The sequence below is a fragment of the Ferruginibacter sp. genome (assembly GCF_049840995.1).
Lineage (GTDB): Bacteria > Bacteroidota > Bacteroidia > Chitinophagales > Chitinophagaceae > Ferruginibacter.
The window spans coordinates 1,090,108-1,102,782 of the sequence record NZ_JASGIP010000003.1 but is presented as its reverse complement, the minus strand read 5'-3'; the positions used below and the strand labels follow the sequence as shown (position 1 = coordinate 1,102,782).

The window sequence follows — 12,675 nt, the reverse complement described above, 5'->3', positions numbered from 1 at the left end:
TATCTATTTTCATGATGTGAAATTGCTTCGTCATATCCCGTTTTTAAGATCGGTGTTCCTGCATAGTGTAACGGCTTTTGGCGGCCCGCAGGGTCATATGGGTATGATGATGAAAACCTTTGTAGACAGGCGGAGGGATGTAACAAAGGAAGAACTGATGGAATACAATTCGTTCTGTCAATTACTACCGGGAGCCTCTTCCACACAAACGCTCACCCTGATAGGATACAAACGGGGAGGCGTACCCTTAGCTGTTCTTACACTGATCGTTTGGATACTGCCGGCTTGCATACTCATGGGTGGCCTTTCATTTCTCATCACAGGCCTGCACCGCGAAGATCTCAATACCACGCTCTTCCAGTTCATACAACCCATGGCCATTGGCTTCCTGGCTTATGCGGCATTCAAGGCATTTAAGATCTCTGTTAATAATCTCATTACTCAAATAATTATGCTGGTGGCCATGGGTGCCACCTATTTTTTATTTAAAACTCCCTGGGTATTTCCAAGCCTCATTGTTTTGGGAGGATCTGTAACCAATATCAGCAGCAAGCGTATCCCGGAAAAAACAGTCATTAAACCGCGGCATATCCGCTGGACCAATATCTGGGTTTTTGTTTTGATATTTATAATAGCGGGTATATTGAGCGAAACTGCCCGTAAGCAACAATGGCCTAATCGCAAGGCCTATAACTTATTTGAGAACTTTTATCGTTTCGGAAGTTTTGTTTTTGGAGGGGGCGATGTACTGATCCCATTAATGCTGGACCAATATGTGGCACGCCCTAATTCCGAAAGGATCATTCAGAAAAATGACCCTAATATTATCCGTATAGAAAGAGAAGAATTATTGACCGGCGCCGGAATGGTGAGGGCGATCCCCGGGCCCGTTTTTTCCATTGCATCTTTCACTGGTGGAGTAGCCATGAAAAAAGAAGGAAAGGAAATGCAATTGCTGGGATGTATCATTGGATCCATTGCAATATTTTTACCCAGTGCATTATTGGTTTTATTTTTCTTTCCGGTCTGGCAATACCTTAAAAAATATGTCGTCGTATACCGGGCCCTCGAAGGTATCAATGCTGTGGTGGTGGGCATCATGTGGGCAGCCACATTGTACCTCTTAAAAGATGTATCAATTATTTCTTTACGACCGGTGAGTTTTATAAATATCGGTGTTATCAGCGGTACATTTTTAATACTGCAGCTTACTAAAATACCAGCCCCCTTTATTGTATTGTTTTGTTTACTGCTTGGATGGGTGTTCTGATCTTACCCCCTGTAATATGAATTACTTTCAATTTCTTCTTTCACACTATCGGGTACTAAAAAGCGGATCGATTTTTTTTCTTTTATCAAAGCCCGGATAGCCGTACTGGAAATATCGAGCAGGGGAGCATTTAAAATTTCTATAGCAGCGCCAAAAGTTTGCGTGACTTCAAAGCCTGGTCTTTTGTAAATAAAAAAAGTCCTGTCTTTAATCAGTGCTTGGTAGTTCTTCCACTTATCCAGGTTTTGAAAACCATCACTGCCCATGATAATGGAAAAAGCATGATCGGGATATTTTTCTTCCAGGTAAGTGATCGTGTCGATAGTATAAGATGGCTTCGGTAATTTGAACTCCACATTACTTGCCCGCAGCCTGCTTTCACCTTCAATGGCAAGATTCACCAGGTGCAACCGGTGGTATTCATTTAGCAGAGAAGAAGATTGTTTAAAGGGATTTTGGGGAGATACCACGAACCATACCTGGTCCAGCGCAGTATTATTTATAAGATGGTTGGCAATGATGAGGTGGCCAACATGCACCGGGTTAAAAGAACCAAAATATAGACCAATTTTCATTAATTAATTGATAATCAATAATTTATGAGTTATTTTGTTAAAACGGGCAATTCTTCCACCCAAATATTTTCGGCTTCATTCAGGCGAAGGCTTAAAGTATAGCCCGCCACCATAATTGAAATAGGGTCACCTAAAGGAGCCACCTGGTCCACAATTATTTTCTCTCCTGGAACACAGCCCATTTCCATCAGCTTTAAAAAAATATCATCGCTTTCAAAATGCTTGATAACAACAGCCTTTCCTACAGCAACCTCAGATAAACGCCTCTCCATGTATATCGTTTTATGATGCAAAAATATTCATTCGCAATTGTTTAATAATTTCGATTTCAGAAAATGTGCAGAATAATTTATGCAGGCACTTTGCATCGCTATTCTGCAATTCCAAGTAAGGAAGTAAAAACCCCGAGTCACTATGCAGGTACAATTCTTTTTTTTAGTTGATAATATTTCACTTGTTTCCAGGACTGCTCTTAAGCAATATATCCCTGGTATCTTTAAAAAGGAAAAAAAGAAACTGCAAAGCCTTACCTACATCTTTTGCTCCGATGATTATCTACTCGAGATCAACCGCACTCATCTAAAGCACGACTTCTATACTGATATCATCACTTTCGATCTGTCAGAAACTAAGGACAACATCATCGGTGAGATCTATATCAGTACCGACAGAGTGAGGGATAATGCCGCTACGCTGGGTACCAGCATTAAGGAAGAACTCCACCGGGTGATTTTTCACGGCGCCTTGCACCTTTGTGGTTATAAGGATAAAACCCCCAAAGAGGCTAAGACAATGAGAACAGCTGAAGATCGCTGCTTAAAGCTCTACTTCAAGTAGGCTTGTTTCACGACGAACAGTTCCACCATGGAACTGTTCGTCGTGAAACAGTATCTTTGTCGAAAATACCGACATGCCCAACCCAAATAATATAGAAACCCCGGAATCTTTAAACCGGAAGCGGGAAAAGAGAAGGTGGCAAATGGCCCTCCGCCGCTATGTAATAGAAAAGAACCCAAGCAGCGCTTACGCAAAGTATTTCGGCCTTGACATTGAATTTTTCAGGGAATGGATAGCGATTCAGTTTAAAGGAGGCCTTTCATGGGAAAATTTTGCCGAAAAGTGGCAGTTCGATCATATAGTGCCGGTTGCCTACTTCGATTATTCTAAAGAAGAGGACCTCTTTTTATGCTGGAATTTCATCAATATCAGGGTTGAGGCTATAGAGTTTAATATAGAAAAGGGAAACAGGGTGGATGTTATGGCAGTAAGAACCTACTTTGAAGACCTGTATAGCAAAACTAACTACCCATTTTGCTTGAAAATGCTGGAAAAGATAAAGGCCATCGAGGCATCTAATATAGAAAGCAACCCGGAGCTGGAAGGGTTTATCATAAAGAATAGCACCTATTTTGAGCAGTTGGCCAGCTTTGATCAACATGATTTTCGCCGCTTAAATGATGGGGTGTCGTATAAAAACATACTAGCTGAAAAAGAAATTGCCAGAAAATTCGGCGGTTGATTAATCCGCTCTAAACTACCTTTGCAAAATGTTTCCGGAATATGATGTTATAGTGGTAGGCGCAGGCCATGCCGGTTGTGAAGCAGCCGCAGCTGCAGCCAATATGGGCAGTAAAGTGCTGCTGATCACCATGAATATGCAGACCATTGCCCAAATGAGCTGTAATCCTGCTATGGGCGGTATTGCCAAAGGCCAGATTGTGAGGGAAATAGATGCCATGGGTGGCTACAGTGGCATTGTTAGTGATGAAAGTATGATCCAGTTCAGGATGCTGAACAGGAGCAAGGGACCTGCCATGTGGAGCCCGAGAGTGCAAAGCGACCGCATGCTTTTTGCCGCAAAATGGAGGGAAATGCTGGAAAAGACCCCGAATGTGGAGTTTTACCAGGATATGGTGAATGGTTTACTGGAAAAAAATGGCCGTGTTTACGGGGTTGTAACAGGTTTAGGCCACCAGATAAAGGCAAAGTCGGTGGTATTGACCAATGGCACCTTCTTGAACGGCATTATACATATAGGAGAGAAACAATTGGGCGGAGGCCGTATGGCAGAGAAAGCTGCTACAGGTATTACTGAACAATTGGTTGCTATGGGCTTTGAAAGCGACCGACTGAAGACGGGAACACCTCCCAGGATCGACGGCAGAAGCCTGGACTATTCTAAAATGGAAGAACAGAAGGGCGACGATGAGATCGTCGGCTTCAGTTATACTAATACCAATAAGATTAAACCACAGCAGCAAAGAAGTTGCTGGATCACTTATACCAGTCAGGAAGTACACGATATATTAAAGATCGGTTTTGAAAAAAGCCCCATGTTCCAGGGAAGGATACAGGGCACGGGCCCAAGATATTGCCCCAGCATTGAGGACAAGATCAACCGCTTTGCTGAAAGGGACCGCCACCAGCTGTTTGTAGAACCGGAGGGTTTTAATACGGTAGAGATATATGTGAACGGTTTCTCTTCTTCATTACCGGAAGAGGTTCAATATCAAGCACTTAGATTGGTGCCAGGCTTTGAGAACTGCAGGATGTTCCGCCCCGGCTACGCCATTGAATACGATTTTTTCCCACCCACACAGCTCAAATTCAGCCTGGAGACCAAACTGGTGGAGAACCTCTTCTTTGCCGGACAGATCAACGGTACCACCGGGTATGAAGAAGCCGCCTGCCAGGGCCTGATGGCCGGGATAAATGCTCATCAAAAAGCACGGAACCTTGAACCTGTGGTATTAAAGAGAAGTGAAGCCTATATCGGTGTGTTGATAGACGACCTGATCAACAAAGGAACAGACGAACCTTACCGCATGTTCACCAGCAGGGCAGAGTTCCGCACTTTGCTGCGCCAGGATAATGCCGACCTACGGTTGACTGAAAAAAGCTACCGTCTTGGCCTTGCCTCGCAGGAAAGAATGGAAGCGGTGAAACTGAAAAAAGAAAACGTAGAACGCCTGAAAGAAATACTCAATGCCACCAGCCTGGAGCCAACAGAAGCGAATGGATTTTTAGAAAGCGTACAATCATCACCGTTAGTTGTTAAGCAAAAAGCATCGCAGGTAATACTAAGGCCTGGCGTGGGTTTGCAGGATATGATGAAAGGCATTCCATCTTTGCAAACAACATTAGAAGGTTTTGATGCAGCAACCATTGAGCAGGCAGAGATACAGTTAAAGTATGATACTTATATAGAAAAAGAAAAAGAACTGGTGGCGAAAATGAGCCAGCTGGAAGACCTGGTGATACCCGATAATTTTGACTATGAAAAACTGGTATCGTTGGGAACGGAGGCCAAGCAGAAATTTAAAAAGATCAGGCCGCGTACTTTGGGCCAGGCTTCACGCATCAGTGGTGTAAACCCCAGCGATGTGCAGATACTGATGGTGTTCATGGGAAGATAATAAATGCTATAAAATATTTTTCAAAAACAGTCGTTATATACAAAATTTTTAAAATGCAACTAAATTTCAATGTTGAAACACCGAAAGAATTGATCTTTGAAGAAGTGGCAGCTTACCTGCACCAGCAACATTTAAAGATACATAAACAGGATAGCTCAAGACCCTGGGGTGGCTTTTTTGTGATAGAAGAAGATGAAGCAGAAAAATTCATACAATTATACTTTCCGCATCTTACCAAAGAAGAACTGAATATTTCAGGTAAGTTAAGCCCGAAGATATTAGTGGTGGCGCCGAATAAAAGATTGAGCTGGCAATACCATCACCGCCGTGCGGAAATATGGAAACTGATCGGCGGTACTGCCGGTGTGGTTACCAGTGATACCGATGAAGAAAAAGAAACAAAGGATCTGCAGATCGGTGATATCATTCAATTAAAACAGGGTGAACGCCACCGCCTGCTGGGCACAAAAGGTTGGGGCATTATTGCCGAGATCTGGCGCCATACAGATGCCACTAACCCCAGCGATGAAGATGATATTGTAAGGGTGCAGGATGATTTTGGAAGATAGGGGTAGCCACGGATTACACAGATTTTCACGGATAAGATTTCCTCAAAATATTTTAAAGGCAGCTGATTTTATTGGCTGTCTTTTAGTATAGAAAAAATCTGTGTTAATTCGTGTAATCCGAGGCCCGGTTCATTTTAATCCAAGCTTTCTCAATCTTGACCGGATGGCCCCGGCATTTCTGTCCAATTGTTTTATCATTACCGATTCGGAGGTATTGGTGTTGAACATCCGGGTTAATTTATCATCCTGCTCCTGCGTCCAGGGCTTATAACTCTCGTCTCCTTTTGTTCTTACTAATTCAACAGAAAAAGTTTTTCCGATTGTGCTGCCATACTTTGAAATATACTTGCTTTTTTGAGTGGTATCTGCAACCGTACTAACAACCTGCTCTTCTTTTTTAATGACCTTTATAGAGGGGAATTGCAGAAAATCTTTGGGCAATAATTCTTCCGGGATGTGTAAGATATTTTTTGAACGGGTGGCAGCAACATACAATAAATTTATTTCTTCATTGAGCTTGCTCATCTTTTTTGCATCTTTACCCGCTTCCAGTGCCTGTCGTTCTATTTTTTCTTCGGTAATAAAATCCTTCACCAGGTGAACAGTATCGTACTCCATTCCTTTACAACGATGAACAGTGGAGAATATCATATCTGCCTTTGCCTTATCATCACCTTCAATATGTTTTTCCTTTAAATTTTTAATGATGCCGTAAATATCGTTACCATATTTTTTTACAATATCCACCATCATGCTCAACTGGGCATCTTCTGTTTTTTCGATATAATCTTCCAGGTCTTCCATGGTGGCCATCGAACGTATCAGTTCATCTTTTATCTGCGATCGCTTGCCGTTGTGCAGGTTTAAAACATCATAGAGCGAAGCGCCTTCATCTGCATAAGTATATGAATTGATATTGCCTTCAAAATAAATACGGTTGATATTTTTTCTTTCGGTGCTGTATTCGATTGCTTTTAACAACAGGCCCAAATTTGTACGACCGATCACTGCTGTACTTTTAATATCTGCACTTGTACCTAAACCTTTTATGGTTTGCGTTCTTGTTTCGGCAATAGTGTTTTTCCAGGATAATATTTGTGTGGCCAGTTGCGCAATGGGGTCGCCAAAGCGGAAACTGTGGCTAAGATCAAAATCTTTAAAATTTGTTTTTTCCAGCGAATTGACGGCATAGCGCCAGCTGTATATCTGCTGATGTGTATCACCAACAACTACTTTTACTGCCGGTTGTTTTAAAAAAATATCCAGCATGGCCGGTGAAGCATCCTGGCCTTCATCAAACAAAATATAATCGAAAGGAAGGACCGGGTTTTGCAACTGGAATTTCTTTAAATAAAAATCATGCGTGCAATCAATTTCGCCGCTATCCATTTTGGCTAAAAACATTCTTGTCTTTGCCTCTAAATATTTATAAAAATTTTTTACAAATGCTCTTGCCTTGGTATCGGAGATCGTATCCAGGTAATTTACATCCTGCACCTTTGCCTTATCGCTGTTACAAAAAAGCGACACAAATTTATTTACATGATTGGCAATGATGAATTCATGGTGTTTTTCACCGTTGCTTGTCAGCTCCAGCCGCTGCGCCAGTTCGTGTGTTTTGTAGCCCAACGAATTGACCTTGTAATTATATTTTGACACGATTCTTTTATAGGCCAGTGAATGCGCTGTTTCCACCACTACATTGTTAAGTCCCTTTTGTTCAAACTTTTTTATGGCCTCCAATTTTACCGACCTGTTGAAGGCAAGGTATAATATGCGGGAGTTTTTAGGCCTTGTTTTAGCATACTCAATAATGGTGGTTGTTTTACCTGAGCCTGCAACTGCGTTGATCTTGATGTCTCCTTCCGAGCTGATGATCGCTTCCTGTTCTGCTGTTAGTTTCATTTTTCCTCTTTTATTTTTCCTGATGCCAATACCAGTTTTATTTCTCCATAGCTTATACCTTCGGGCAGGTTTTTTATAATGGTTGAGTGACTTTCTGTGCCGTGTATTGCTGCCGCTTCTATTATTAATTGCTGTTTGTTTTCCGGAACCAGTTCATCAATATTTATCGTTCCATCAATAATAAAAGGAACCAAGTGGTTTTCTATAGAACCAACCGTGAGGTTTCTTTCTGCGGCAATTTCTGCAATGCTTTTTCCCTGTTTATACAGATCGTAAGACAATGTTTTAGTATCTGTTTTTGTAACCGCGTTCTTTTCCCGTTGCCCTTTTTCTTTCTCTGCTTTTGAAGGCAATGCGGCCATATTGCTTTCAATACCGTTGCGACTGCAATATTCTTCCACCGCATCTAAAACCTCGTCCCCATATTTCTCTACTTTGGCTTTTCCAAAACCAGCGATCAGCAAAAGATCTTTTTTGGTTAAAGGAAGATAAGTGGCGATCTCTTTCAGAGTTTCCTGCTTTGCAACATAGTAAATGGCCACATTTTCTTCCTGCACTTTTATGTCCCGCCAGCGCTTTAAAGTGTTGTATAGTTCTGTATTGGCAACATCTATACTACTTGTTTTTTTGCTGCTGGCATAACAGCTGATATTGAATTTGGGCTGCGCAAATTTTAATTTATGCTGCAGGAACGTAGTTACCGAAAACGGTTGCTTGCAATACTGCAGGTAATAAACCGTACTGTAAATTGCCAGCGCCAACTGGTTCAGCTGCTCATTGATAAGGTTGGCCGTTTCTTTATGCTCTGTTATCAATGGATGTTTTTTCAGCGCATTCAGATATGCAGAAAATTTAGGTTCAAAATGATTGGCAGCATCGCTGATGCGCTTTTGTGCAGCCACATTATTTTCTATCACCGGTTCTTCTTTCATTATGCCACTTACTACATCGATGAATTTTAAGCCCACAGACTTATCGGCGATAAAGTGTTGTTTGATATTGTCTATCCACTCCATACTTCCGGCATTTAGTTTATCCTGCTGCTGTGTTATTTGATGCTGCAGCAATGTAATGCCCGTACCGGTATCATTAAAGCTGAACAGCTCGCTGATCAACTGCTGGGTAAACACTTGTCTTGCTCCCGTAAAGCGATCGGCTAGCGATCCTTTATGTGTGAGCGATTGCTGGCCTTTGATCACATGATCATTGCTGAACAATGTTGCGGCGGATAATTTAGACAACAGTACAATGCCCTCTAAACTGGTACAGCGGCTTAGCGCCACATATACCTGCCCACTGCTGAAGGAGGCGCCGGCATCTATCATTACTTTTTCAAACGTAAGGCCCTGGCTTTTGTGGATGGTAATAGCCCAGGCCAAACGCAAAGGGTATTGTGTAAATGTGCCCAGGGTTTCCTGCTCCAGTTTGCCATCTGTACGGTTCAATGTATAACGGCTGTTTTCCCAGGTTTCCTTTGCCACTTCAATATCCGTTCCATCGCAATCCACTATAATTTTATCTGCTTCCAGTTTTTTTACCACGCCGATCTTTCCATTAAAATACCTCCTGGATACGGCATCATTTTTTAAGAACATTACCTGTGCACCTTCTTTTAATATCAATGCCGCTTCTGCAGGATAATTGTTCTCCGGGAAATCACTTTCGATAACAGCATTATAAGTAAAGGCCGGCGTTAACAGGCTTTGTATCTTTCTTTCATTAATATCGTTGGCCTGGCGATTGTGCGAGGTGAGAGTGATGTATTTTTCGCCAGGCATTGGAGAGAACAAAGGATCGTAGCGCAGGTGCAGGTCTTCAAAATCATCTGCATCCATTTGATTGTTGCGCACTTTATTCAACAGCCTTACAAAGGAACCTTCTTTTTGCCGGTAAATTTTATCGAGTTCGATCAGCAATGGCATTTGCTCTTTAATGGCCATACTGTCGAAAAAGAAGGGCGTGGTATAATACTCCTGTAAAATGCCCCACTCCTGGTTTTGCGCCACCGGCGGCAACTGGTGCAGGTCGCCTATGCAAAGCAATTGCACACCACCGAACGGCATATCGTAATTGCGGCGGATACTTCTTAATATGGTATCAATCGCATCCATCACATCACACCGCACCATACTGATCTCATCTATTACCAGCAATTCCATTTTGCGCAACAATTGTTGCCGCTGTTTATTATACCTGATGGTGGATAACAGATGTTCTTTATTATTCCTGGTTGGTAAAAAAGGATGAAATGGTAACTGGAACAAACTGTGCAGCGTTACTCCGCCGGCATTAATAGCTGCCACGCCTGTGGGCGCCGCCACTACAATATTTTTAGTGGCATTATCCTTTAAGTATTTTAAAAAAGTTGTTTTACCTGTACCCGCTTTACCGGTAAGGAAAATATTCTCTGATGTTTCTGTTACGAAGCGATAAGCTAAGTCGAATATTTCGTTGCGTTCTATTATTGCCATTTTTTGAAGTTTGCCCGCAGATTACGCAGATATCGCAGAAAAATTATAGATTATTTACTTTTCTAAAGATATTGTTCGCAATATTATCGGAATTAAAGTTAACCAAGATGCCCAATTTTAATCCTGTTAATCTTAAATAAGTTATAGTTTGTTTATGGTGAACTTCAGCAAGTTTTTCTACCGACTTTATTTCAATGATGACCTTATCATTTACAAGCAGATCAATCCTAAACCCGATATCAAATTTGATAGAATTATAAATAACAGGCAAAGGTACTTCCATTGCAACAGTCAACCCCCTTTTCTCTAATTCGTATTTTAAGATATGTTTGTACACATTTTCAAATAAACCAGGGCCTAATTTTTTATGGATTTCAAAAATAGCACCCCTTATTAAATATGATATTTCGTTTCAGACATAATATTTTGATTGACCCGCAACCGCTGAATCCGCAGCATTGTATTTATCTGCGAATTCAGCGAAATCTGCGGGAGTTTAAAAATTAAGCTGCAGGCTTGTGATCCATCATCAATATTTCACTCACCTGTATTTCGGTAACGGATCTTTTGATACCGTCTTTATCGGTATAGCTGCGGTTGATGAGTTTGCCTTCAATGGCGATTTCTTTGCCTTTGGATAAATACTTTTCGGCTATCTCGGCTACTTTGCCCCAGGCCACTACATTGTGCCAGGTGGTTTCGGTGATCTTTTCGCCGGTGCGGCCACGGTAGGTTTCGTTGGTGGCCATACTGAAGCGGGCCAGCTTTTTACCGTTTTCGGTGTTCTTTACTTCTGGTGCGTTGCCCAGGTTACCAATCAATTGAACTTTGTTTTTTAATGCGTACATGTCTTTACGTTTTGTGCCGTGCTGATGTTTTAAAGCCGTGCGGTGATTAATTTATTTCAACCAACCAGGTTATTGTTTTGTTCCGGTTGACATTGCAAAGATGGGGTTGCGAAAAAGCCATAGCCGGAATTTATACTTTTACTTACCTTTATAAGCGTATGTAAACGGGTGCATACTCCAAAAACCTTCTCCTTTTTTTCATCAAACCCTTGCTGGTACTATGTTAAAGGAAAAAGAAGGTAAAACCTGCCTCAGCTGCGGAAAAACTGTAAAAGGCCGCAGCGACAAAAAATTCTGCGATGATTATTGCCGCGCCGCCTACAATAACGACCTCAAAGGCGCCGTTAATAACTATATCCGAAACGTAAATAATGCGCTGGGAAAGAACAGAAGGATCTTAGAAAGCTTGCTGCCTGCGGGAGAAACGACCGCCAAAGCCAGCCAGGACAAACTGGTGGAAAAAGGTTTCCAGTTCAAATACCATACGCAGCTATACCAAACAAAAAACGGCAACACCTATTTTTACTGCTACGAATATGGCTATTTACCGCTGGAGCATAACTGGTATTTAATTGTAAAGAGAGAAGCCGAAAATTAAATTCATTATCCATGTTGCAGGAAACCTTTATTGCACTTGCAGAAAAATATACTACCGATAAAAGAAGAGCAGCAGAATTGTGGAACGAAATAGCCACCAACTACTCCGGTAAAAAAAGATACTATCATACATTACAGCATCTTGAAAATTTATTGCGTTGCCTGCAGGAAGTTAAGCCTGTAATTAAAGACTGGGATACGGTTTTGTTTTCGCTGTATTACCACGATATTATTTACAACCCGCTTAAAACCGTGAATGAAGAAAAAAGTGCGGAGTTTGCCTCCAACCGCATGCAATCGATCGGTATATCTGCAGGGATGATACAAAATTGTGTGCAACAGGTACTGGCCACAAAAAAACACGTTGCATCAACTGACGATGATACCAATTATTTTACCGATGCCGACCTCAGCATTTTAGGACAGGATTGGGAAGTATATGCGGCGTATTACCAAAATGTAAGAAAAGAATATTCTCTCTACCCCGATATTATTTACGTACCCGGCAGAAAAAAAGTACTGGAGCATTTTTTAGAAATGGACCGCATTTTTAAAACCGATCATTTCTTTCATAAATTTGAATTGCAGGCAAAGGAAAACCTGCAAAGAGAACTGGATGCTCTTTAAATATTTAGTACAGGTAAATTAACAATATGCTTACAGCGATACACCCCAAACTGCCCATGCGCAACAAGGCAGCTACAAGGGATTATTATGTCAATCAACTGGGTTTCCGGCAGCTGGGGAGTGTTGATTATGATGGTTATTTAATGCTGGAGAAAGACAATATTCAAATTCATTTTTTTGAATTCAAAGAGTTGGACCCCAAGGAAAATTACGGGCAGGTTTATATACGAACAAATGATATTGACAATCTTTATCAATCCTTATTGAACAATAAAGTAAAAATACACCCCAACGGGCCTTTGCAAACAAAACCCTGGCAGCAAAGAGAATTCAGTTTGCTGGATCCGGATAATAACCTGCTCACCTTTGGGCAGGCGGTATAAAAAAATCCCACGGA

Annotated in this window: 14 protein-coding genes; 8 read left to right on the top strand and 6 right to left on the bottom strand. The window is 41.5% G+C overall.

What is annotated here, in order from left to right; genetic code table 11:
* The first annotated feature begins 16 nt into the window (after positions 1–16).
* Positions 17–1,270 carry a chromate transporter gene (locus QM738_RS06550; RefSeq protein WP_462275876.1) on the top strand — a complete coding sequence of 418 codons (1,254 nt, stop codon included), beginning with the start codon at positions 17–19 and terminating at the stop codon, positions 1,268–1,270.
* 2 nt (positions 1,271–1,272) lie between these two features.
* Here QM738_RS06550 and nadD read toward each other — a convergent pair whose 3' ends face one another.
* Positions 1,273–1,845, bottom strand: a complete 573-nt coding sequence (nadD, locus tag QM738_RS06545) for a nicotinate (nicotinamide) nucleotide adenylyltransferase (protein ID WP_462275875.1) — start codon at positions 1,843–1,845, stop codon at positions 1,273–1,275.
* Positions 1,846–1,874: 29 nt separating this feature from the next.
* Complete coding sequence (locus QM738_RS06540) at positions 1,875–2,117, bottom strand: FeoA family protein (protein ID WP_462275874.1); 243 nt, start codon at positions 2,115–2,117, stop codon at positions 1,875–1,877.
* A gap of 142 nt (positions 2,118–2,259) precedes the next feature.
* On the opposite strand from QM738_RS06540, the gene ybeY reads away from it, so the two are divergent.
* From ybeY to QM738_RS06520, 4 genes are all read left to right on the top strand, one after another.
* Positions 2,260–2,682, top strand: a complete 423-nt coding sequence (ybeY, locus tag QM738_RS06535; RefSeq protein ID WP_462275873.1) for an rRNA maturation RNase YbeY — start codon at positions 2,260–2,262, stop codon at positions 2,680–2,682.
* Positions 2,683–2,755: 73 nt separating this feature from the next.
* Positions 2,756–3,364 carry a hypothetical protein gene (locus QM738_RS06530; protein ID WP_462275872.1) on the top strand — a complete coding sequence of 203 codons (609 nt, stop codon included), beginning with the start codon at positions 2,756–2,758 and terminating at the stop codon, positions 3,362–3,364.
* 28 nt (positions 3,365–3,392) lie between these two features.
* The gene (mnmG, locus tag QM738_RS06525; protein ID WP_462275871.1) at positions 3,393–5,261 is read left to right on the top strand and encodes a tRNA uridine-5-carboxymethylaminomethyl(34) synthesis enzyme MnmG; all 1,869 of its coding nucleotides are present in this window, start codon (positions 3,393–3,395) and stop codon (positions 5,259–5,261) included.
* Between the two features lie 53 nt (positions 5,262–5,314).
* The gene (locus QM738_RS06520) at positions 5,315–5,830 is read left to right on the top strand and encodes a cupin domain-containing protein (RefSeq protein WP_462275870.1); all 516 of its coding nucleotides are present in this window, start codon (positions 5,315–5,317) and stop codon (positions 5,828–5,830) included.
* A gap of 129 nt (positions 5,831–5,959) precedes the next feature.
* On the opposite strand, the gene QM738_RS06515 is transcribed toward QM738_RS06520, so the two are convergent.
* The 4 genes from QM738_RS06515 to QM738_RS06500 form a co-directional block, all read right to left on the bottom strand.
* Positions 5,960–7,735 carry a UvrD-helicase domain-containing protein gene (locus QM738_RS06515; RefSeq protein ID WP_462275869.1) on the bottom strand — a complete coding sequence of 592 codons (1,776 nt, stop codon included), beginning with the start codon at positions 7,733–7,735 and terminating at the stop codon, positions 5,960–5,962.
* Complete coding sequence (locus QM738_RS06510) at positions 7,732–10,206, bottom strand: helix-turn-helix domain-containing protein (RefSeq protein WP_462275868.1); 2,475 nt, start codon at positions 10,204–10,206, stop codon at positions 7,732–7,734. The genes QM738_RS06515 and QM738_RS06510 overlap by 4 nt, the downstream gene beginning before the upstream one ends.
* A 43-nt stretch (positions 10,207–10,249) precedes the next feature.
* Positions 10,250–10,612 (bottom strand): GxxExxY protein, encoded by a 363-nt coding sequence (locus QM738_RS06505; RefSeq protein WP_462276702.1) that lies wholly within the window; start codon positions 10,610–10,612, stop codon positions 10,250–10,252.
* Positions 10,613–10,709: 97 nt separating this feature from the next.
* Entirely contained in the window at positions 10,710–11,054 is a 345-nt protein-coding gene (locus QM738_RS06500) for a single-stranded DNA-binding protein (RefSeq protein ID WP_462275867.1), read from the bottom strand.
* Between the two features lie 220 nt (positions 11,055–11,274).
* Between QM738_RS06500 and QM738_RS06495 the strand changes: the two genes are divergently transcribed.
* Genes QM738_RS06495 through QM738_RS06485 form a run of 3 tightly spaced genes read left to right on the top strand, consistent with a single transcriptional unit; the run spans position 11,275 to position 12,661 of the window.
* Entirely contained in the window at positions 11,275–11,652 is a 378-nt protein-coding gene (locus QM738_RS06495; RefSeq protein WP_462275866.1) for a hypothetical protein, read from the top strand.
* 11 nt (positions 11,653–11,663) lie between these two features.
* On the top strand, positions 11,664–12,278 hold the full coding sequence (locus QM738_RS06490) for an HD domain-containing protein (RefSeq protein WP_462275865.1): 615 nt from the start codon (positions 11,664–11,666) through the stop codon (positions 12,276–12,278).
* A gap of 26 nt (positions 12,279–12,304) precedes the next feature.
* Positions 12,305–12,661: a bleomycin resistance protein gene (locus tag QM738_RS06485; protein ID WP_462275864.1), complete on the top strand. Its 357-nt coding sequence runs from the start codon at positions 12,305–12,307 to the stop codon at positions 12,659–12,661.
* Positions 12,662–12,675 lie beyond the last annotated feature (14 nt).